The organism is Acinetobacter sp. NIPH1876, assembly GCF_022808535.1.
Lineage (GTDB): Bacteria > Pseudomonadota > Gammaproteobacteria > Pseudomonadales > Moraxellaceae > Acinetobacter > Acinetobacter higginsii.
Map to the genome: position 1 here is coordinate 170,866 of NZ_JALGBR010000005.1, position 23,090 is coordinate 193,955.

At 40.6% G+C, this 23,090-nt stretch carries 17 protein-coding genes; 12 read left to right on the forward strand and 5 right to left on the reverse strand.

Annotated elements, in window-relative coordinates; translation table 11 throughout:
• The first annotated feature begins 13 nt into the window (after window positions 1–13).
• The 9 genes from MN869_RS06980 (at window position 14) to MN869_RS07020 (ending at window position 8,804) form a co-directional block, all read left to right on the forward strand.
• Window positions 14–4,885: an RHS repeat-associated core domain-containing protein gene (locus MN869_RS06980; RefSeq protein WP_033133560.1), complete on the forward strand. Its 4,872-nt coding sequence runs from the start codon at window positions 14–16 to the stop codon at window positions 4,883–4,885.
• Entirely contained in the window at window positions 4,885–5,487 is a 603-nt protein-coding gene (locus MN869_RS06985) for a hypothetical protein (RefSeq protein ID WP_033133561.1), read from the forward strand. The genes MN869_RS06980 and MN869_RS06985 overlap by 1 nt, the downstream gene beginning before the upstream one ends.
• An 81-nt stretch (window positions 5,488–5,568) precedes the next feature.
• Window positions 5,569–5,832 carry a hypothetical protein gene (locus tag MN869_RS06990; protein WP_241304162.1) on the forward strand — a complete coding sequence of 88 codons (264 nt, stop codon included), beginning with the start codon at window positions 5,569–5,571 and terminating at the stop codon, window positions 5,830–5,832.
• A 194-nt stretch (window positions 5,833–6,026) separates the two neighbouring features.
• Entirely contained in the window at window positions 6,027–6,227 is a 201-nt protein-coding gene (locus tag MN869_RS06995; protein ID WP_227505304.1) for a hypothetical protein, read from the forward strand.
• 12 nt (window positions 6,228–6,239) lie between these two features.
• Window positions 6,240–6,569, forward strand: a complete 330-nt coding sequence (locus tag MN869_RS07000) for a hypothetical protein (protein WP_162180606.1) — start codon at window positions 6,240–6,242, stop codon at window positions 6,567–6,569.
• Window positions 6,570–6,664: 95 nt separating this feature from the next.
• Complete coding sequence (locus tag MN869_RS07005; protein ID WP_201772403.1) at window positions 6,665–7,102, forward strand: hypothetical protein; 438 nt, start codon at window positions 6,665–6,667, stop codon at window positions 7,100–7,102.
• 10 nt (window positions 7,103–7,112) lie between these two features.
• Window positions 7,113–7,781 (forward strand): hypothetical protein, encoded by a 669-nt coding sequence (locus MN869_RS07010; protein ID WP_033134769.1) that lies wholly within the window; start codon window positions 7,113–7,115, stop codon window positions 7,779–7,781.
• A 49-nt stretch (window positions 7,782–7,830) separates the two neighbouring features.
• Window positions 7,831–8,361, forward strand: coding sequence for a hypothetical protein (locus MN869_RS07015; RefSeq protein WP_227505303.1), 531 nt, complete (start codon window positions 7,831–7,833; stop codon window positions 8,359–8,361).
• Between the two features lie 167 nt (window positions 8,362–8,528).
• Window positions 8,529–8,804 (forward strand): hypothetical protein, encoded by a 276-nt coding sequence (locus MN869_RS07020; RefSeq protein WP_033134768.1) that lies wholly within the window; start codon window positions 8,529–8,531, stop codon window positions 8,802–8,804.
• 204 nt (window positions 8,805–9,008) lie between these two features.
• Here MN869_RS07020 and MN869_RS07025 read toward each other — a convergent pair whose 3' ends face one another.
• Genes MN869_RS07025 through MN869_RS07035 form a run of 3 tightly spaced genes read right to left on the reverse strand, consistent with a single transcriptional unit; the run spans window position 9,009 to window position 14,900 of the window.
• On the reverse strand, window positions 9,009–10,481 hold the full coding sequence (locus tag MN869_RS07025) for an efflux transporter outer membrane subunit (protein ID WP_241345362.1): 1,473 nt from the start codon (window positions 10,479–10,481) through the stop codon (window positions 9,009–9,011).
• 10 nt (window positions 10,482–10,491) lie between these two features.
• Window positions 10,492–13,671 (reverse strand): multidrug efflux RND transporter permease subunit AdeG, encoded by a 3,180-nt coding sequence (gene adeG / locus MN869_RS07030; protein ID WP_005205233.1) that lies wholly within the window; start codon window positions 13,669–13,671, stop codon window positions 10,492–10,494.
• Between the two features lie 5 nt (window positions 13,672–13,676).
• Window positions 13,677–14,900, reverse strand: a complete 1,224-nt coding sequence (locus MN869_RS07035) for an efflux RND transporter periplasmic adaptor subunit (RefSeq protein ID WP_033134766.1) — start codon at window positions 14,898–14,900, stop codon at window positions 13,677–13,679.
• Between the two features lie 196 nt (window positions 14,901–15,096).
• On the opposite strand from MN869_RS07035, the gene MN869_RS07040 reads away from it, so the two are divergent.
• The 3 genes from MN869_RS07040 to MN869_RS07050 all read left to right on the forward strand — a co-directional run bounded on the left by MN869_RS07040 (window position 15,097) and on the right by MN869_RS07050 (window position 21,370).
• Window positions 15,097–16,128 (forward strand): LysR family transcriptional regulator, encoded by a 1,032-nt coding sequence (locus MN869_RS07040; RefSeq protein ID WP_004654891.1) that lies wholly within the window; start codon window positions 15,097–15,099, stop codon window positions 16,126–16,128.
• Between the two features lie 196 nt (window positions 16,129–16,324).
• Window positions 16,325–19,831, forward strand: a complete 3,507-nt coding sequence (locus MN869_RS07045) for a GLUG motif-containing protein (RefSeq protein WP_241345361.1) — start codon at window positions 16,325–16,327, stop codon at window positions 19,829–19,831.
• 171 nt (window positions 19,832–20,002) lie between these two features.
• Window positions 20,003–21,370, forward strand: coding sequence for a sorbosone dehydrogenase family protein (locus MN869_RS07050; RefSeq protein ID WP_033133200.1), 1,368 nt, complete (start codon window positions 20,003–20,005; stop codon window positions 21,368–21,370).
• A 358-nt stretch (window positions 21,371–21,728) separates the two neighbouring features.
• Here the strand turns inward: MN869_RS07050 and MN869_RS07055 are convergent, their stop codons facing one another.
• Both MN869_RS07055 and MN869_RS07060 read right to left on the reverse strand, forming a co-directional pair.
• Window positions 21,729–22,088, reverse strand: a complete 360-nt coding sequence (locus MN869_RS07055; RefSeq protein WP_004805381.1) for a hypothetical protein — start codon at window positions 22,086–22,088, stop codon at window positions 21,729–21,731.
• A gap of 367 nt (window positions 22,089–22,455) precedes the next feature.
• On the reverse strand, window positions 22,456–22,848 hold the full coding sequence (locus MN869_RS07060; RefSeq protein WP_004805383.1) for a hypothetical protein: 393 nt from the start codon (window positions 22,846–22,848) through the stop codon (window positions 22,456–22,458).
• Window positions 22,849–23,090 lie beyond the last annotated feature (242 nt).

Here is a 23,090-nt window from a genome sequence, read left to right on the forward strand (position 1 = left end):
AGAATGATGAAAGATGGCGACACCACCTAAGAAGACCAACAATCAGCAAAATAAACAGAGTGTAAGAACCAATACTGGACAAGTTGCGGTTGTGCCTTTAAACAAAATGTATGCTGCTGATGTCAAAGCAGGTATGAATAAAATCAATTCATGGTTGAAGAAGAACACCAAGGACTATGTCGACTTAAATACCATTAAAAGTGTAGCAGGCTCGCTTCCAGTGATTGGTAATGCGATTGCTTTGGTGGATGCCGTTTACGATGTTATCGATATCAGTAAAAAACCAAACCCGGGTTTTGGGGATTGGCTGAATCTTGGTTTAGATGTGATTGGGATTATTCCTGTACCGCCAACCATGGCAACAATGCGCATGAGCTTGAGACCGACTTTGAATCTGGTTCGTCAAAAAGCAGGTGGGGTCATTTCCGATACCATTTTGGTGATTTTAAGTGATCACTTAAATGAACGTATTGCAGGTGAACTCGATCAGTTTGCGGCAAAAGCTCAACCGCTTGTCAAAGATATGATGCAGCACTGTGGAACAAAAATCACCAGCATCAGTAATGATTTTGCCAACGGCATACAAAAAATATTAAATGGTCACGTCTTTAGTTCAGCAGGTAATGTCAAACAAGCACAGAAACAACTTAATAAAGTCAATCTAGATAATTTACAGCGTAATCCGAAAGCTACTTTTAATAATGCTGTAGATGGTTTGACGAACTTATGGAAAGCGAGCGTTAAGGAAAATATTAACACGGTTGCCAAAGGTGTTTCATCGGTTGTGCCAGCCAGTGCGAAACAGCCGATTCAACTGGTTATTACAGGGATTCGTGGTTTTGGTAAAAAAGCGCCGCAGTTCTTGATGACTTTAGCCGATCCGGGCAAAGCAATGAGTATTGCTTGGTTATTAAATGTCTTATTAAAAGCTGTGCAAAAATTCAAATTAAAGAAAAAAGCCACAGCTAATATTACTCAGAAACAGGTCGCTAAAAAAGAAAAGAGTCGACCGAGTGGGGAACTGGAAAAAACCAATCACCAAGCCAAAGCTAAAAACAATCCAAATGAAGTGTCATGTCCACTGAATTTAGGTGGTGGAAAGACCAAAACAGGTACTAAAAAACATATTACTTATGCATTGGGAACTGAGTTTTTAACTCATCAGGATGCCTATGTGTCTGCGATTGAAAGTTTTATTTTAAATCGAACCTATGCATCGAACTTGTATCAATTAGACCAAGGAGAGTTCGGGGCAAGATGGTTGACCTCTTTTACCACCCGAATTGTGCCGCAAAGTGAATATATTGAAGAAACGGAACAACAGGCCGCATATATCAAACCGTTGGCAGGGCTAGAATATATTGGTCCAGACGCACGCCCAGTCAAATTACCTCAATTAAAAGTGGGCGAAAGCTTTCACAATCAAACAGAAGATTTTTATTATAGTGTGATCTCTGAACATATTCAGATGATTTCTTATCAAAAAGAAGAAAAGCATATTTTTGAAAAGTATCAAGATTATTATCGCTTATCTGCGATTGAATATAAAAATGGGGTGACCTTAGCGGTTCGTTATGACCATCAATCGGGTGATCATTCATTTATTTCGGATGTATTGATTAAAGAGAAGCAAAAATTATTGGCGCATGTCGCTTTCCAAGTCGATGCGCAAGGCCGTATTGACGATGCATGGTTGGTGGGAAATGGGCAATTGCTTCGTCCACTTGCGAGTTATAACTATAACCATAAAGGCGACTTAATCGAGGCCATTACTGAAAATGGCGCAAGCTATCATTATCAATATGAGCATCACTTATTAAGCCGTTATACCGATCTGACTGGTCGTGGTATTAATCTGGAATATGACGGGATTGAACCCACATCGAAGGCCTTTCACGAATGGGCTGATGATGGCAGCTCTGAGAGCAGACTGGCATGGGATGAAAATATCCGTTTAACCTATGTAACGGATGCCTATGGGGCAGAAACTTGGTATTACTATGATATTGATGGCTATACCTATCGCATCATTTATCCTGATGGATTGGAAGAATGGTTCTTCCGTGATGATTTTGCCCGTGTTACCAAGCATGTTGATCGAGACGCCGCGGTAACCATTTATGAATATGATGAAAGTGGCAATATTGTCAGTGTTACCCAACCTGACGGTTCAAATTTATATTATGCCTATGATGACAAGCGTCAATTAACAGGTATGGTCGATGCTGAGCAAGGGCGTTGGTTTAAGGAATATGATGCTCAGGGCAATATCAGCAAGGAAATCGATCCGCTAAAACGTGTAACAGAATATAGTTACAATGCTTTAGGTTTACTCACTTCGATAAAAGATGCCAAAGGGGGTTCCAAGCAGTTAAAGTATGATGATCAGGGTAATCTGATCAGTTATACCGACTGTTCGGGCAAAACCACAACATGGCAGTATGATGAACGTGGGCGAGTAAAATCAGTTGAAAATGCCTTAAAACAAAAGGTTGAATACTTCTATAGTGACCTAACCACAGAACAACGTGAACCGATCATTCAAGGTTTGCCACTGAATGCTTTTGGTCAACTTGAAAAAATCAAACATGCCGATGCCACAGAAGAACAGTTTGTCCATGATGCCGAAGGGCGTTTATTGGCGCATGTCGATGCCAAAGGACAACTCACACAATATCAATATGACGCAGCAGGACTGATTTCATCTCGTACGGATGCCTTGAAGCACACGTTGAAATATCAATGGGACAAGCTGAATCGTCTGAAACGTTTGACCAATGAAAATGGGGCAAGCTATGAATTTTTCTATGATGTTGCCAGTCGCCTGATTAAAGAAATTGATTTTGATGGTAAAGAAACCCTTTACAAATATGATGAAACAGATGGTAATTTATCCAGCAGTATTGAGGTAGCCTCTGCATTTGGGCAGGACTTAAAAGATCGGGCTGCACCGAAAGATCGTATTCAACAATTCTTATTTGACAGCATGGGACGACTGGAACAGCGTCAAGCAGGCTATGGCTATACCGAGCAGGAATTAGAACAAAAACAGGTTGAAGAATTTGCCTATAACAATAATGGCCAATTGATTCAGGCTAAAAATAATGAGAGCAATCTCCAGTGGTATTACGATGTCGTCGGTAATCTGGTGAGAGAGCATCATCAAGATCATCAAACGCATAAAACTGCGGTGTGGAAACACAGTTATGATGAAATTAGTGATCGGATTAAAACCATACGCCCAGATGGACAACAGGTCGATTGGTTAACCTATGGCAGTGGGCATGTTCATGGTTTGGTCCTGAATGGTGAAGATACTGTCAGTTTTGAACGAGACGATTTACATCGTGAAACTGTTCGCCACTATGCCAACGGGATTAGCCAAGAGCAGCATTATGATGAACTGGGGCGTCTGACTCAGCAACGCGTGCTGAATGGGCATGAATTTGCATATACATCGCCGCAGCAGGCAATACAGAACAATGCCATTCAAGAAACTGAACAGTTGATTCAGCGTTTATATCAGTACGATAAAACGGGGCAATTGCTCAGTATTGCAGATACTCGCCGTGGCAATATCCAGTATAAATACGATCCTGTCGGTCGTTTACTGGAAGCCAATAGTAAGCTGGGCAAAGAAACCTTTAGTTTTGACCCTGCAAGTAACATCATTGACCGAAATCATCATCAAGAACCGAGTGTAGCCGCAACAGCAAGTAATGCTTATGGTTATAACCGTTTGGTGAATAATGTTGTTAAAGCATATCTAGATCAGCAATATCAGTACGATGCTTATGGTCAATTGGTGCGTCAAAAGTCATCTAAAGGGGACTTGTACCTTGAGTGGGATGCTTGTGGGCGGTTAATCAAGAGTCGTAATACAGAATACACTGCGGAGTATCGTTATGATGCTTTAGGGCGGCGTATTCAAAAACGTAGTAAACACCATCATACAGGTGAAGAGCAGAATGTGATTTATGGGTGGGATGGCAATACTTTGGCCTTTGAATCCAATGATCAGATCACCAAGCATTATGTGTATGAGAAGGATAGTTTTGTCCCTCTATTGCAAGCAATCTATCGTGAACCGATTGAGCTTGTACAAACACCTGATTGGACAGATCAGCCTTATCATATTGCCAAAGATCCTTTATGGCGTAAGACTGCACCAGCAAAATCTTTAGATGATATTTGTTTCTATCATTGTGATCATTTGGGTACACCTCAGGAGATGAGCGATGCCCAAGGTCAAATGGTCTGGAAAGCTGAATATAAGGCATGGGGTGAGCGTGTATCAACAAAGTCAGCATCTAACTTTTTTGAAAATTCAGAAATCGTCACCAATAATATCCGCTTCCAAGGTCAGTATTTTGATGAAGAAACGGGTTTACATTACAACCGTTATCGATATTATTCGCCTTATGTAGGACGTTTTATCTCTAAAGATCCGATTGGGTTGTTGGGTGGTAACAACGTTTATGCTTACGCGCCAAATCCTGTAAGTTGGATTGATCCTCTGGGGCTAAATAATACTAATCCTATATGTGTTTTTGGTAATAAAAGTGAACCAAAAGGTATAAGGGATAAAGATTTACAACCAGATGAGAATGGTATTTTACCTTCTCAAAAAGATAAAGCTATGCCAGAAGGGAAGTCTGCTACTCGATTACCTGAAAAATCAGGATTATCTGGACATTATCATCAGGTATCTGCAGATACCCCAATGCCTGAAGGTTTAGCCATCAAACATGATGGTAAAGATATAATTCCAGGTAGCAAACGTGGTGAAGGCCACTCAACTATTTATCCAACTAGAGATATGCCTCAATCAGAGTTTAATGAAAAACTTCAGTCAATGCCTTGGAATTATGGAGGAAAAATATAATGATAGTTAATGAGAAGGAAATTCTGCATTTAGTTGATGAAAATATATGTGAATACAGTGAGCTTCAATATGCAATTGTAAATGGTGATGGTAATGTTCTTTCTGAAGGTTATTCTATATTTTCGCATAGAATAGGAAAGTATTATGAAAATTCTAAAATATTAGCTAATAGATTAACTTGTGATAATTATCTTTCTCTTTTAAATGATAAAAGTAAAGACGTAAGGTGTTCTGTTTTGACCCTTATTAGGGATAGTTTTACATTGTATGATTCTAATGTAAGTTTGATGGAGTGTGTTTTAAATATTTCTGTTGATGGTAGTGATGAGGAAAGAGTGATAGTTAATACGATACTAACTAAAGAAGTAGTGAATTTTTATAAAAAAGAAGTTGATCGTATTTTGGTTGGCTTTGTTGAAAACTCTGGAGGTAAATGTTTTTTTGACTACTACACATTTAATTATTTGTATGAATTGTTGGTTAGATTTGAGAGGAAGGATTTAATAGATAAACTGCTCATGATAGGGAAGGATAGTAATATAAGTGATATCAAAGAAGCATACGAAGAAATAATTGAGGATTTAATAACAAAAAATATATGAAAATGATGTTTTTTTAATTTTAAAGATTTTTATTTATGATTTATTTTTTTTGAAATGAATGTTAATAACCTGGAATTGGTCGTGTTTAAAAGCTTTTTAGGTGCTATTGCAAATAATGTAAGAGCAGTAGCATTCGACTTTAATGATGAAACTATATTTATTTATGGGTATTTAAATGTAGAACCCAAAGATGAAGATTATGAAATAATTGATATTGCTGTTACAGAAATAATGGCAGCTTACCCACAGTTTTTAAAACAAAAAATTTATTTAGAAAAGTCAGAAAAGCCAATAGGAAAGTTGCTTTCATATAAAGGTTGGGTTTTTTGTCGATATGAAGAGTAAAACTAGTCTAGTTATGGTTAAGTTTTTTTATGAAGCTGGAACAAATTGAAATAGCAGATATGGATATAAAAAGTATAAAGATTTATGGTGATAAGTTTTATATTTTATTTTCAGCAGTTTATGATATATGTTTAAAATAATATGTAAAAAATGTAGAGTTGGTTTTTTTTAATTGGACTTCATTCAATGTTGAAATGTATGATAGTAGTATTGAAGAATACAAACAACTTGATTTACTTGAAACAAATAAAGGTAAAGATTTATTTACTTTAATTCAGGTTGTAAATATCTCTGATGATAAGGTTGAGTTAGAGGGATTTAATGACGATGGTGTGTGGAATAAGGTTGTCTTTTTCAATACTTATTATAGTTTGAATGTTATTGATATTACTTGATTAGAAGTAAATATGAGTGTATTAAATTTTAAAAATAAAATAGTTTGGCTATTGGAAAATAATGGTGATGATGAGGATATTGATAATGTATTAACTGACTACATTAATGAAGGGGGGACGAGAAATGAAGTTTATAAATCTTTAAATGAAATTTTTTTGATGGAAGAAAGTATGATTCAAAAAAATATAAAATTACAAGATCAATTTGATTATTTGGGTGAGTTACAAACAACAATCACAGGATATTGTTCACCTAATTCTATTGTAAAATTTAAAAATGAACCTACAACTAATATGGATGATTTTTTAAGTTATGTTCGAGGTGAGAAATGGAAGGTTTAAAATGGTACATGAATGATAGATAAAAATATTGAATTGAATATCTATAAAACTGTAGATTTTTTCTGAAATGCATAAATGAAAAAGATAAGAATGGTTTGTTATCTGATTTTGAAGTTACTTTAAAAATGTATCAAGAGTTAGAGGGTGTTCTTAATAATTATTTTGATGGTGATTATAAGCTATCATTGATTCCTTTTGATGAAGTTCATTTACAGGAAGTGGAAAACATGCCTATATTTGAATTGAATGAAATGGACGATGGTGAATATGTTTTAGAGTGTGCAGTGTATAACTATGAGAAAGATACTTCATTGATACTTCAAGGGAATGTTGATTTAACTAATGGTAATGTACATTGCGGATCGCATCCACTATATTCAGCAGCAATTAATCAAAAGCTAACACAGATTGAAAGAGAGTTTGGAGATAAAAAAATAACTGCTTCACAAGCTAGGGATAAAGTTGCGAATTTACAAAAAAGTATGAGACTTGCTTTATCAGTACCAGGGTCTAAACCAATTAGATTAAGTTAGGTTTAATAATATGAATTATTATGTATTAAGTGCTACACAGAGTGACATCTGTCCAATTTCACTTTCTGAAGAAGCTGTTCTATATAATCATAAAGAGCAGATTGATTCTGAATTTGAGTATGGTTCTCTTCCATGGTATAGCTATAAAACTAGCAAAAACTGTGAACTACCAAGACATGGGGTTTTAGTATTAAAAAATAGAAATACTAAAATTTCTTTTAGGAATATTAATGCTGATATTTATGTTGTAGATGGTTTTTTTAAAGAAATTTTGCAAAACTATATTAATGTTGATTTCTTTAAAGTTGAACTGGTTTCCAGTCAGTTGGATAAGGTTGATAATAATGATTATTATTTTTTTAGGTTTAACGAATTTTTAAATTATAGTGATGTTTTTGATTTAAATAAATCTGTGTATAGGTTGGATGGAGATTTTTTGGTTTTGGAAGAACCTCATTTGTTGGAAGAAGTAAGTGTAAATATATTTAAGATAAATAAAATTGACTCAGCACAAGATACTTTTTTTATAAATGAAACTGTTAAAAGTGAAATTGATAGAATTAATTACAAAGGTATAAGAGTTGAAGATGTTACTACTGCAAAGTGGAGAGATTCTGGTGATTTTAGTTTTATGCTCTTAGAGGAAAGTGAGGTAAATGAATTTATATGGCCCATCTGATAGACTAAATTCATAAGCCTGACGCTTTACTGTTACTAAAGATACGTGTGTGGCTAAAGGTAGAACAGCTGCAAATCCTCATTTAGGTGCAGAAGAAGGGCCGCAAAACTTTATCGAAAACTCAGATAAAATGAACTTGGTTTCTACTGGGGCGTTATTTAGTTTGAGAGGTAATAAATTGAATTTAAATGTTTTAATTGACCAAAGGGTTTTAATGGTTGGTAATTTTTTTCTTGATTTTGATGTTGAAAATGACCGAGGAACAATTAGGTCTAATTTAGTAAATAAAGATGATTTAGATAGCCTTATCTATTTGAGTGATAATGTATGTGTGGAAATTCTTAGTGAACAAGGAAGAACTATTTATATTTTATTTAATACGCCTGAGTTCTTTGATGCTAATTTACTTCACTCAAAAATTTTAAAAAGATTTAAGAATAAGTATAAATTTAATGATGAAGATTTTATTGTTATTCATCCTGCGAGAGTTGCTTTGAAGCAAGATAAAACGAAATGGAATAAAGTTGAATTCACTTATGATCCCAAGCAGGGAGATATATCTTTAATACTTGAATATTAAATTTTTATATGTGGGGTAAATTAATTTTGATTTGTATGTTTTTAGTTGTATGGTTTTTAATGGAAGTCGAAAGATAAGCATATAATCTAATGGAATTAATTTTAATGGAGAGTGTGATGGAGTGTTTGAATTTTGATCTTAAATACTTAGGAACGTAAATTAAGAAAATGGAAAATACAGAGATACCAGTTTGTGAATGTTTGGAGAGCATTATTATAAAGGAAATGAAATTAGGAAACCCTATTAGATCTTATAATTCAGATCCTGAATGGCCTGAAAAAGATAGTAAATTTGTTTTTCTAGAAAACAGAATAAATTTAACATATTTAAGAGAATTTCCTGATTGGGTTTTAGTGAGAGTTAATAATGATATGCATTATACTTGGTATAATGAGATTTATTGCAAAGAGCATCATGACTTATTAGTAGCTGGTGATATGTAGTTGTTTGGTTTTTTTAATAACTTATTTAAAGAATTAGGATTTTATGTATTATATGGATTTATAATTTTCATTTTCTAGGTGTATTGAAAAAATTACCCAACACATACATTTATAATTGTTCGAAAAACTGACGATAAAGCATGGGATGGGAGTCAAATTTTACAGAGAAAATCTACATCCTTGTATATTTTCCCAATTTAAGCCTTATTGCCGTACCAACTCCACTTGCCCAGTATGCCAACCACCACCTAAAGCCCGAATAAGATCTACACTAGCAATCATTCGACTGCCATGAAGCTGTGCAGCCAATTGCTCTTGCTGCAAAATGCTCCGATCCGAATCAATCACATCCAGATAACTAATGCTGCCTTCACGATAACGCAAATGTGAAAGCTGATTGGCATGTCGGGATGACGCAAGTGCTTGCCCCTGTGCCTGTATTTGCTGATCCAGAATACGCTGATCAGACAAACCATTTTCAACTTCACGGAACGCATTCAGCACGGTCTGCCGATAATTAGCCACACTCTGCTCATAGCCTGCACGTGCCTGAGCAACGCCTGCCTTACGTTGCCCACCATCAAATAACGGTAAAGACAAAATTGTGCCCGCAACAGGGCCGAGTAAAAAAGTTCGACTCGACCATTTACCCAAATCGCCTAAACTTGCTGATTCATAACCTAGCGCACCAGTGAGATCCAGTTTTGGGAAAAAGGCAGCACGGGCAATACCGATGCGTGCATTATCAGCGGCCATAGCCCGTTCAGCAGCAGCGATATCGGGACGACGTTCAAGCAAGCTCGAAGGCAAACCCGCAGGCAGGCGAATCGCAGTAGCAAACAAGGGTTGAATGGCTAAGCTAAATTCAGCAGGCGCTTTCCCGAGTAATACTGCCAATGCATGTTCGGTATTGGCTCGATTCCGTGTAATGCTGAGTGCAGTGCTTTGGGCGGTCGAGAGTTCAGTTTGCGCACGTGAAACATCCAGATCACTGACGAGGCCATTGCGATAACGTGCTTGAATCAAATTTTGATTCTCAGTCAGTAATTTGATGTTTTGCGCATAGATGGCTTGTTCAGCATCGAATTGGCGAATCAGAAAGTAAGCCTGTGCCACGTCAGCTTGTAAGGCTAGCAGTGCAGAATGATACAACGCTTCCTGTTGCTGCACATCTGCGGTTGCTGCATTGACACTGCTAGCAATCCGTCCAAATAGGTCCAGTTCATAAGAGGCATTGGCTTGTGCCCGCCATAAGGTACGTGCAGATGTGGATGCATCCGAATCAAGTCCTAAAGAAGCGGGTGAGGGCTTTTGACGGGTTGGCCCAAAACCTGCACCAATACTGGGTAAACGTTCAGCTTGTGTAACAGACCTTAAAGCTCTTGAGGCCTGAATATTGGCTGCTGCCGCCTTTAGATTTTGGTTACCAGCAATGGCCTGCTGTTCCAGATCATTCAGTTGCGGATCATTAAAAATACGCCACCATTCACCGCGAGACTGCGCATCGGCAGGTTGCGCAATGGTCCAATTGGGATCGTTCAACTTAGCATCGGCTTCCTTAAATTGCAGTGGAATAACCAGCTTGGCAGGCTGATATTCAGGTGCCAATGAGCAGCCTGCAAGCAGCAGGCTTCCCATCAGTGAGGAGAGTATCCAGTGGGGTTTGAATCCTGTCATGTCCTGCTCCTTAGTGATCGTGTGAACTGTGCAGTGGTGCTTCATGTACCGCTGCTGAATGCAGTTTATGTTTGCTGTTCAGGGTACGAATCAATACATAGAAGGCAGGCGTCAGGAACAAACCAAAGAAGGTTACTCCGATCATACCAAAGAACACCGCAACGCCCATGGCATGGCGCATTTCAGCACCAGCACCTGTAGATGTGACCAGTGGAACCACACCCATAATGAAGGCGATTGAAGTCATCAAGATCGGACGCAAACGTAAACGGCTGGCTTCAACCGCAGCATTGAATGCGGTCGCGCCTTGCATTTCCAGTTCTCGAGCAAATTCGACGATCAAGATGGCATTCTTACAGGCCAGCCCGACCAGTACCATCAAGCCGATTTGGGTAAAGATGTTGTTATCACCGCCTGTGAGCCAAACCCCGGTCAGTGCCGCCAAGATACCCATTGGCACAATCAGAATCACGGCTAATGGCAAGGTCAGGCTTTCATATTGCGCCGCCAAGACCAAGAACACCAACAGCACACTGATCGGGAACACCCACAATCCGGCATTACCTGCCAAGATCTTTTGATAGGTCAGATCGGTCCATTCAAATTTTACCCCACGTGGCAAGGTTTCAGCGGCAATGCGCTCAACCGCAGCTTCGGCTTGGCTGGATGAATAACCCGGTGCAGGACCACCATTAATATCGGCAGCGGTATAGCCGTTATAGCGCACCACCATTTCTGGGCCATAGGTTTGAGTCACATTGACCAGCGAAGACAGCGGCACCATTTGCCCTGCATTGTTACGGGTTTTAAGCTGTAAAATATCTTCAGGATTGGCACGGAACGGCGCATCGGCTTGGGCACGTACCTGATAGACACGACCAAAACGGTTAAAGTCATTCACGTATTGTGAACCGAGATAAATCTGCATGGTATTAAATACATCGGTCACAGCAACGCCTTGTTGTTTGGCTTTGACTCGATCCAGATCAACATTTAGTTGAGGTACATTGATTTGATAACTGGAGAACATTGGCCCCAATTCAGGTGCAGATTGTGCCGCTTTCATAAAGGATTGGGCTGCGTTATTTAACTCGGCATAGCCTAAAGCACCGCGATCTTCGAGCTGGAGTTTAAAGCCACCCATGGTGCCGAGACCCATCACCGGTGGTGGCGGGAATACTGCAATATAAGCATCTTGAATCGCGGCGTATTTCTGATTTAAAGCACCTGCAATGGCATTGGCAGAAAGATCGGCTGCTTTACGTTCAGCGAAAGGTTTTAAGGTGACAAATACAATCCCTGCGCTAGAGCTGTTGGTAAAGCCATTAATCGATAAGCCGGGGAAAGCCACTGCACTTTCTACGCCGGGTTGTTTCAGCGCGGCATCGCTCATTTTACGAATCACGGTTTCGGTTCGATCCAGTGAGGCACCATTCGGTAATTGGGCAAAGCTGATCAGGTATTGCTTATCTTGTGCAGGCACAAAACCACCCGGAACGATATAAGAAATCCCAATGGTCAGACCGAGTAGTACTGCATAGACACCCATCGCTGAGGTTTTATGCGAAATCACCCGACTAACGCCACGACCATATTGATCCGATGCGCGTGAGAATACGCGGTTAAACAGGGCAAAGAAGCGTCCGAAGACACGGTTCATCACGCGGGTCAGGAAGTCAGGTTTGGCATCATGACCTTTGAGTAACATGGCGGCCAAAGCTGGAGACAGGGTGAGTGAGTTGAATGCCGAAATCACGGTGGAGATGGCAATGGTCATGGCAAATTGTTTATAGAATTGGCCTGTTAAGCCGGTCATAAAAGCGAGAGGGACGAACACGGCAACCAGTGTCAATGCAATCGCGATAATCGGTCCACTGACTTCACGCATGGCACGGTAGGTGGCATCTCTTGGACTGAGTCCTGCTTCAATATTCCGCTCGACATTCTCCACCACCACGATGGCATCATCGACCACGATCCCGATGGCGAGCACCATCCCGAACAGGGATAGCGCATTGATGGAATAACCAAAGGCCAGCATTAAGGCGAAGGTACCAATGATTGAAACAGGCACTGCCAGTAGAGGAATAATCGAGGCACGCCATGTTTGTAAGAACAGGATCACCACCACAACCACCAGTGCAATCGCTTCAAGCAAGGTATGAATCACCGCTTTGATACTTGAGCGTACGAATTGGGTTGGGTCGTAAACGATATCGTATTTAATGGATGCTGGAAAATCTTTGGACAGTTCCGCCATGGTGCTACGCACTTGGTCCGAGACCTGTAAGGCATTGGCACCCGGTGCTTGGAAAATTGGAATCGCCACCGCCTGTTTATTGTCCAGTAATGAACGTAAGCCATATTGTGAAGCGGCCAGTTCAACACGGGCCACATCACCCAAGCGCGTTACTGCACCATCTGCTGCTGTTTTTAAAATAATATCGGCAAATTCCTGTTCGGTACTTAAACGGCCTTGTGCATTCACCGAGAGCTGTAAAGGTGAATTGTTTGGCGCTGCACCGATGGTTCCTGCGGCAACTTGAATATTTTGCTCACGGATGGCATTGACGATTTCAGTGGCCGTGAGATTACGTTGAGCCACTTTTTGTGGATCTAACCATACACGCATGGCGTAATCACCCGAACCAAACAGACCAACTTCACCTACACCCTGTAGGCGTGCCAGACGGTCTTTGACATTGAGTACGGCATAGTTACGCAAGTAGGTCATATCATAGCGATTATCCGGTGAGGTCAGATGCACCACCATGGTTAAGGTTGGTGAGCTTTTTAGCGTGGTCACACCGAGACGTTGTACATCTTCTGGCAAACGCGGCAGGGCTTGAGAAACTCGGTTCTGAACCAGTTGCTGGGCTTTATCGGGATCAATTCCGAGCTTGAAATTGACGGTAATGGTCAGGTTGCCATCGCTGTTGGCTTGAGACTGCATATACAGCATGTTCTCTACGCCGTTGATGGATTCTTCCAGTGGAGAAGCAACGGTTTCAGCGATTACTTTAGGGTTAGCACCCGGATATTGGGCACGCACCACGACAGAGGGTGGCACCACTTCTGGATATTCAGAAATGGGCAGTTGGAAAAGGGAGAGTAAGCCCGCCAGTAGAATCAGGACGGACAGCACCCCAGCAAAGATCGGACGATCAATAAAAAATTTAGAAATATTCATGAGGATTAACCTTTTGCCGAAGTTGGGGTTTTATCTGTAGGCTGAGGTTGTTGTGCTGTGTTATCGGTGATGATTTGAGGATTCGGCATAGGAACGAGTTGAGGTTTGACAGGATCACCTGGACGGATACGTTGTAAACCATTCACCACGATGCGGTCACCGACTTGCAGGCCGCTATTGATGATTTGTAGGCCGTCTTGTTGTGCGCCGAGTTTTACTTCACGGTATGCAGTTTGGTTTTTCGCATCGACCACCACGACAAAGCGTTTGTCCTGATCGACACCAATTGCCGTTGGGCTAATCAGAATCGCTGCGCGAGGTTGTCCACCGCCCAGACGAATGCGGGCATACAGTCCAGGGAGCATCACACCTTTGGGATTATCAAAGGTGGCACGAACCCGGATGGTGCCTGAGGTGGTATTTAAATTATTGTCGATCGAGCTGATATAACCTTCACGGCTAAAACCAGATTCATTGGCAAGACCTAAATAGACAGGAACTTGAGCCGAATTGCGTTGATTGCTGATGTATTTTAAATAAGTCTGTTCATCGACATCGAAAGAAGCATATAGACGTGACACCGAAACCAAACTGGTCAGCACCTGTGCGCCATTGCCTGCGGAGACCACGTTACCAACCGTGACTTCTGCACGGGAAATACGCCCACTGACAGGGGCAGTAATACGGGTATATTCCAGATTCAAACGGGCGGTTTCCACTGCGGCTTTAGCGGCTTGCAAGTTGGCATTGGCTGAGCGGGCTTCATTTTCCGCTTGATCGAGTTCTTGATGGGCAATCGCATTACTTTGGATTAAACGCTGGTTGCGGCCTAAGTTAGCTGAAGAGTAAGTCACTTGCGCTTCAGCCGAAGCCAGTTGTGCTTTGGCGCGATTCAGTTCTGCTTCAAAAGGCCGAGGGTCAATGGTAAACAGCAGGTCGCCTTTGTTAACTAAACTGCCATCTTTAAAATGCACGGCAATCAGTTTTCCTGAGACTTGAGGGCGAACATCAACCTGATCAATCGCTTCGAGACGTCCTGAATATTCTTGCCAGTCGGTAATGGTCTGACTGACCACACTGGCGACATCAACGGTTGCAGCAGGTGCTGCACTTGCTGTTGGAGTGGCTTTCGCATCTGCATTTTCTTGGAAGAGAATAAAACTGCCACCCGTTGCAAAAATAGCAAGAATGACGGCAGACAGCGTTAGCTGTTTGCGAGAAAGTGACATGGGATGCTCCTGGTTATTTGAATCCCTGTTTTCAGACTTTTTGTTGTGGTCTGTATGGGAGAAACAGGTTTATGGAATGAAAGGAGCATAAAAGTTTGTCAATTACGAATAAATATACTAAATTTGATAACACTATTCGTATTTTTATAATAATTGTTGTGTGAAACTGGAAAAATACAACAATGGGAGTGGGCCTGTGGATCTATTTCATGCAATGAGAGTCTTTAATAAAGTGGTTGAAACCAACAGCTTTAGTCTGGCTGCAGACAGTCTTGGGCTACCGCGTGCTTCGGTGACCACGACCATTCAGGGTTTAGAAAAACATTTACAGGTTCGTTTACTGAATCGTACCACGCGTAAACTAAGTTTAACGCCCGATGGTGCGGTGTATTATGACCGTAGCTTGAGAATTTTGGCGGATGTTGAAGATATCGAAGCATCTTTCCATGATGAGGAACGAGGGCCACGAGGCCGTTTACGGATTGATGTGCCTGTGTCGATTGGTCGCTTGATTTTAATTCCAAGGTTAAGAGAGTTTCATCATCGTTATCCCGATATTGATTTGGTGATTGGCATGAATGATCGGCCTGTGGACTTGGTGGGCGAGGCGGTGGATTGTGCGATTCGGGTGGGAGAGCTACAAGACTCGAGCTTGATTGCTCGCCGTATTGGGACGTTTCAGTGTGCAACAGCAGCATCCGCATGCTATTTAGAAAAATATGGTGAACCGAAGACACTTGAAGATTTACAAAAAAATCATCAAGCCATTCATTTTTTCTCCAGTCGTACAGGACGTAATTTTGACTGGGATTTTGTGGTTGATGACTTAATCCAAAGTGTCAGTGTTAATGGGCAGGTGTCTGTCAATGATGGTGATGCCTATATCGATTTGGCGCTGCAAGGCTTTGGCCTGATCCAAGGTCCACGCTATATGCTGACCAACCATTTTGAAGCGGGAACTTTAAAGGAAGTGTTACCGCAATGGACGCCTGCACCGATGCCAATTTCGGTGGTGTATTTGCAAAGTCGGCATCTATCCCACAAAGTTAGAGTCTTTGTCGACTGGGTGGCTGAGCTGTTTGCAGGATGTCCATTATTAGGCGGTAGTGCTTTGCCGTTGGATCAGAAATGTGAGTTTGCCTGTGACCAAAAAACCAATCATGAATATACCATTCGGACTTTGGTGGAGCAGCATAATATTGCTGAGGCGCGTGCTTTAAAGACTTAAAGATCAGTGATGCAGTTACGAGCTTAGTCATCACTGAATCTATAAAAATGCGTAAAAAGGAGATCAAAATGCGACGATCTTCTGCATGCGCTTTATCCGAAAAATGATAAAAAATGATCAGAAAAATAAAATATATGGTAAAAAAAATGCTCAACAAAAAGTTGAAATAATATTAAAAATCAAAGGGGAAGTATAAGTGAATAAAGTTTATAGAATTGTCTGGAATGCGACGCATCTTTGCTGGCAAGCCGTGAGTGAGAAGGCCAAAGGTGGCGTTGTTGCAACGCAATCAACAACAAAAATCAAATCTAAAAGCTCAGTTGCTCATACAGCAAAACTAGCAGCATTCTTCGCGATGAATGTACTGAGTGCAAGTATTGTTTTTGCAGGACCAACAGGTGGCGTGGTTAGCTCTGGAACAGCGAGCATTTCAAGCGCAGGTACCACCACCACGATTAACCAGTCCACCGCAAAAGCTGCAATTGACTGGAGCAGCTTTTCCACCAATAGCAATGAAATTGTGAATTTCGTGCAACCGAATAGCAGCTCGATTACCTTAAACCGCGTTACAGGTACAAGTGCATCCAACTTCAATGGTCAGTTAAATGCCAATGGACAAGTGTTTATTATTAACCCGAATGGGGTGTTATTTGGCAGTACCTCACAGGTCAATACCGCGGGTTTGGTGGCATCAACCTTAAACCTGAGTAATGCTGATTTTAATAACAATCTATTTAATTTTAACAATCCTACCAATAACAAAACTGTTGAGAACCGCGGCAAAATTACCGTGCCTACAGGCGGTACGGTTGCCTTAATTGCGCCAACAGTAAAACAGACAGGTACGATCAAAGCACTGCAGGGTAATGTATTATTGGCAGCAGGCGGTGATATTACCCTGAATTTAAATAATGGTAGTTTGTTGGGTTACACCATTAATCAAGGTAAAGCACAGGCCTTGATTAACTCAGGTGGAATGATTCAGGCCGATGGCGGTAAAGTGATCCTTACTGCAAAAGGGATTGATGAATTAAGTAATGCGGTGGTGAATAGTGTTGGGGTGATCCAAGCACAAACGGTGAATAATGTTCGTGGCGTGATTGAGCTTGGCAGTGATTTAAGCAGTGGTACCGTGAATGTGAGCGGTACCTTAGATGCATCAGCCCCAAATGGTGGTAATGGTGGGCAGATTAAAACTTCTGCGGCAGAGGTAAACATCAATTCTGGTACGAATATCACGACACAGCGAAATAGTACCAGCAGCTTACCGCCGACCACCAGTGGCTGGGAACTGAAAGCTAAAAATATCGATGTCGATTTCTTTGGTGGTAGTGTCAGCAGTACCACTTTGGGTGATGCTTTAAATAAAGGCAATGTCACTTTGAATGCGATGGGTACAGCAGAAGGTCAAGGCAATATTAATATCAATGACGCAACCAGTTGGAATGCCAATACTGCACTGACACTAACCGCAACTAAAGATATTAACTTTAATAGTGATTTGGACTTAAGTGGAGATAAAGCCAAGCTTGCCATGAACTATGGTGCAGGCTCGGATTACAACTTAAATAATGGTGCCAAGATTAATATTAGTGGTTCATCCCCGACGTTGTTGATCAATGGAAGTTCTTACATTGTGATCAATGACCTAGGCGAAGAAGGTGATGCCAATATCAATACCTTGCAGGGGATGAACAATAACCTGACTGGGAATTATGTCCTGGGAAGTAATATTGATGCATCAGATACGGTGAATTGGAATGATGGGAAAGGCTTTGATCCCATTGGTAGTTTTGGCATCATCGTTACGATATTGAATGATCCAAATAATCCAGGTGGAATAACTGCAACTCAAACAACGATTGATAAACCTTTTACAGGGGAGTTTCATGGACTTGGGCATACGGTTAATGGACTCTATATAAACAGGCCTAGTCCACTACTGTATGAAATTCCGACACAGCTACCAGCAATTTTTGATGCTTATTCAGTGGGTTTATTTGGTGCAACGACAAATACGCTGAGGGATGTTGGAACGATTGAAGGAATGGTAAGCGGTACTAGTAATGTGGGGAGCTTGATCGGGTTCCAAAAATCTGGTGTCGTAAAGCATGCTTTTAGTTCCAATGCAGTGCAAGGAACCTCAGGAATAGGTGGACTCATCGGTGTAAGTGGCTACCGAGATGAAAATCATCAACAAAGCACAGCTTCTATTTTGAACTCTTATGCGACGGGTGAAATTACCCTGTTAAGTCTCCCTGATCCGCTTATTGGAACCAATGCTGGTGGATTGGTCGGTAAAAGCTATAGTTTAATTAAAGAGAGTTATGCGACGGGAAATATTCATTCAGAACAAAGCAACTCCTCAACAGTTGGTGGACTGGTTGGGCAGCAAATAAATAATGACATTATTCAGAGTTATGCAACAGGCAATATTTCTGGAAACATTGACAGCTTAGGCGGTCTAGTGGGTTCGTTATTATTTTCTCAAGGAAATACCAAAATTTTGCAAAGTAATGCCACAGGAAACTTGAATGGAAAATCTGCGGTCGGTGGCTTAGTAGGTTCGATTGGTCTTGAGGCTGTTTACAATAATCCGACGCGTGATATCAATGCGATTGCTTCCATTGAGGACAGCTTTGCCGCAGGTAAAGTAACAGCTACTGATGATAGCTATCTGTCATCAGCAGGAGGGTTAATTGCTTCAGTTAATGGTGTTGTCAAAGTTAAAAATAGTTACTCTACTGGAGAGGTGATTGGGACATCTAAAACTGGAGGTCTCGTTGGTTCAATCAGTAATAGTTTCCCAAGTTTGCAGAATAAGACTGAAATTGAAAATAGCTATGCAACAGGGAAAGTCACTGGAACTGAGTATACAGGCGGTTTGGTCGGCTTTAATTTATCTGAAAGTATTATCAAAAATAGCTCTGCTCAAGGCGATGTTCAGGGAACAAACAGTGTAGGTGGTTTAGTTGGATTTAATGCCACAGAAATTTTGAATAGTTCAGCTCAGGGGCATGTCACTGGGGAAAAAGATGTGGGTGGTTTAGTCGGGAAAAATTTACAGGGGGTAAACAATAGCTTTGCGACAGGCAATGTAACTGGAACCGAGAATGTTGGTGGCCTCGTCGGCTATAATGAAAAGTGGGCAAATGCTGAAGAGGGTGTAATTTTTCGTAGTTATGCCACTGGTTCGATTAACGGAAGTACCAGCGTCGGTGGTTTAATTGGTCTGAATCATTTAGGGCTTGTGTCCTCAAGTTATGCCACTGGTGATGTGAAGGGCTATCAATATACGGGTGGATTAGTTGGGAATACGCAAGGAGGGCATCTTCTCAATACCTATGCTTTGGGTAATGTTATTGGGCAAAACTCTACTGGTGGATTACTTGGAGGTAGAACAACGAATTACTTACCAAAAGTTGAAAATAGCTTTTCTGCTGGTTCTGTCAGTGGCGTAACGAATACAGGCGGACTGATTGGCAATACCAATGGAATCACGATTGATGTAAATAGCTATTGGAATAAAGAGACCTCCGGACAAAGCCAAAGTGCTGGAGGATATGGAAAAACCACGGCTGAACTGCAACAAATTCAGACTTTTGCAGGTTGGGATATTGCTGATGTTTCAGATCCAAATTCAACCTCGACGTGGGTAATTGATGAAAATAATAGCACCCCACGGTTGCGTTATAATCACTAATATTCAAAACAAGAATACATAGATAAAACAAGAGGTTTCGGCCTCTTGTTTTGATGAATTGTTAATTTAAACGATGATTTAATCTGAATACTCATCGATTAAACACGTTGTATTCCAATGCTGCATCGGATTATGCTTTTGATAATGAAAAAATAAAACATAAGGTAAGCGATGTCGACTCAACTAAAATGGTTCATGTTCGGAACCAGTATTGTTCTCGTACTTGCAGGCTGTAGCGCCGCATCTAAATATCCGATTTCAGCAAGTTATGACCCTCAACCCGTATTGCCCAAACCTCAATCGAGTTTAGTGCCTACTGTTAATATTGCTCCTGCTAAAGGTTGGCCGAAGGGAATGATGCCGACGCCAGCAGAAGGTTTAAAAGTTCAGGCATACGCGCAAGGGCTAGACCATCCAAGATGGCTCTATGTATTACCAAATGGTGATGTGTTGGTAGCTGAAACCGATGCACCACCTAAGCCAGATGATAGCAAAGGGATTCGTGGAAAAATTGCGAAAAAGGTGATGCAACGTGCAGGGGCATCTTTTCCAAGTGCCAATCGTATTCGTTTACTGCGTGATACCAATGGCGATGGGATTGCTGATAAAAATACGGTTTTCCTCGAAAACTTAAATTCGCCGTTTGGTATGACTTTGGTGGGGAATACACTTTATGTCGCCAATACGGATGCCTTGATGCGTTTTCCTTATCAGGATGGTGCGACAAAAATTACGGCGCAGGGAACGAAAGTTTTGGAACTACCCGCAGGAAAACTCAATCATCATTGGACGAAGAATGTGATTGCAAATCCAGAGGGTACCAAACTATATCTCTCTGTTGGGTCGAATAGTAATGTGGCTGAGAATGGACTGGATAAGGAAGTTGGTCGAGCGCAGATTTTAGAGTTTGATATTGCCACTGGCAAAGCCAGACCTTTTGCGACAGGACTGCGGAATCCGAATGGAATGGGTTGGCAACCACAAGGTGGTCAGCTCTGGACGGTCGTAAATGAGCGTGATGAGTTAGGTAGTGATTTAGTGCCTGACTATATGACCTCAGTCAAAGACGGGGCATTTTATGGTTGGCCCTATAGCTATTACGGTCAGCACGTCGATACGCGAGTAAAACCACAAAATCCTGAGATGGTGGCCCGTGCACTTAAACCTGATTATGCTTTGGGAAATCATACTGCATCTTTAGGATTGGCCTTTTATGCAACGGAATTAATGCCACAGTATCGAGGTGGCGCATTCATTGGTCAGCATGGTTCATGGAATCGTAAACCGCATAGTGGTTATAAAGTGATTTTTGTGCCGTTTAGAAGTGGTCAGCCGTATGGGCAACCACAAGATGTATTGACTGGCTTCTTAAATGACAAAGGTGAGGCATATGGAAGACCTGTTGGCGTTGCGATTGATTTTTCTGGTGCACTTTTAGTGGCTGATGATGTTGGGGATGTGATTTGGCGTGTATCGCCTATCGCTCAAACCACGTACGAAAGTCCCATGCAAGAGCCTAAAAGCAGTCATTTAAAATAGTAAATGTTTAAAATAAAAATATGCTTAAAGCTTTAGTTTGAAGCTGGGTGTTGAAAGTCTTAGATAGACAGTTATGTATTGTTTTTGTGATTAGTTATGCATTTTTATTGTATTTGGTGATATAAATAACGAATTCGCGATAAGCTTCTCTGTGGAATGTCTATATCGTAATCTCATTCTCTTCCCCAAGGGTTTGAGATTTTTTTTGTTTGAAAAATATAGATCAATTATATTTAGACATGAAATGGAGGTTGTAAAACAGCCGATCAGCCTTATTGAACAAGGATTTGATTTAGATGCATTTGGAGAACTGATTTAAAATCTGTTCCCCAATTGATTTGGAATAATAAATGGGGGCTTATTTCTTTTGTTTAAAACGATATTTGCACTTTAAGCAACGATAATCCTGAAAAATATTCTTATCGACCATCACACCCGCTTTTTTTCCAAAAATATTACCAACGACGCCCCCCGTAACACCTGCACTGATTGCACCGACAAAAGTGCCTACCGTACCACCGACAATCACACCAAGAGGTCCAGCAACCGTACCAATTGCTGCACCTATGGATGCACCACCTGCAGCACCACCGACTGTACCCGCAGTCGTACCTGCGGCCGTCAGTAATACACCGCCCGTAGTTCTCAATAATTTGTCATGATTACGTGTTTCAATTTCAGTCGAACCACATTTAGGGCATTCGATAGGTTTTTCCATAAAACGATTTATCCTGTATTTCTTTATTGAGTCGCACAGTCGATTTTGCTCAATAACATGAGTGAGTCAATATCATACTTTGGAAGAAGATATGTTCTGATGAGAGAAATCAGCGACATCACTTTTTCAGTTTTGATTTTAGCGGAACAATGGCATAAGTATTTATGGTTCATGTAAATACTTGTACTTTAATAATTATCCAGATATCGAAGTCAGGATATCAGGGCAGAGCAGCATTTGCTGCGCACCTGATTCATTGATTTTAAGCTAAGGGTTAAACTTGAAGGGAGAGCATTGTTATAGTCGATTTTAGATCTGTTTGGTATGTAAAAACTCTTGTTTTTACAAGAATTTTTACATGATTTATTTAGGCTAAAAATGTTTCTTGCAAATAGCTCCAGACCATTTTTCCGTTAATTTCTTCAATTAAAGCGCATGAGCGTCGAATTAAAATACCTGTGTCTTTGGTGTGCTTTTCGGTATAGGTCAGAACAATTGCATCTTGTTTTTGCATTAAGACTTGCTCGTCATAGATTTCAATTTTGATATCAGGCATTTTCCCTTGATTGTTGCTAAATAAGCCTTTGACATCTTCAAGTGAAAAACGTTTTCCTGCTGCACCGACCATTTCAAAATGATCAGCAAAATAATTAATCAGTAGGGGAAGGTCTTGTTCAGCATGTTTTCCATTAAAAATTTTCTCAATCAGGACATGCATGCTATGAATGCTTTCGATTGCTTGTTCTTTGATAAGTGCCATATTCATTTCCATTGAAAATCGAGTATCTCGCTTTATTTTAAACCAAAAATAAATGTAAAATTCAATATAATTTTAAAATAAAATAAGCATCAGTATTTTTCACGATTCAGGAAACTTTGATGCAATATTTTAAAAATTATATTATATCAAACATTTAAACCATAAGTAATCATTTAGCCAAACGTTTAAGTCGCCAAGATCGCAAAAAAGGTATAACTTTATACCTGAAATATTATGGAAAA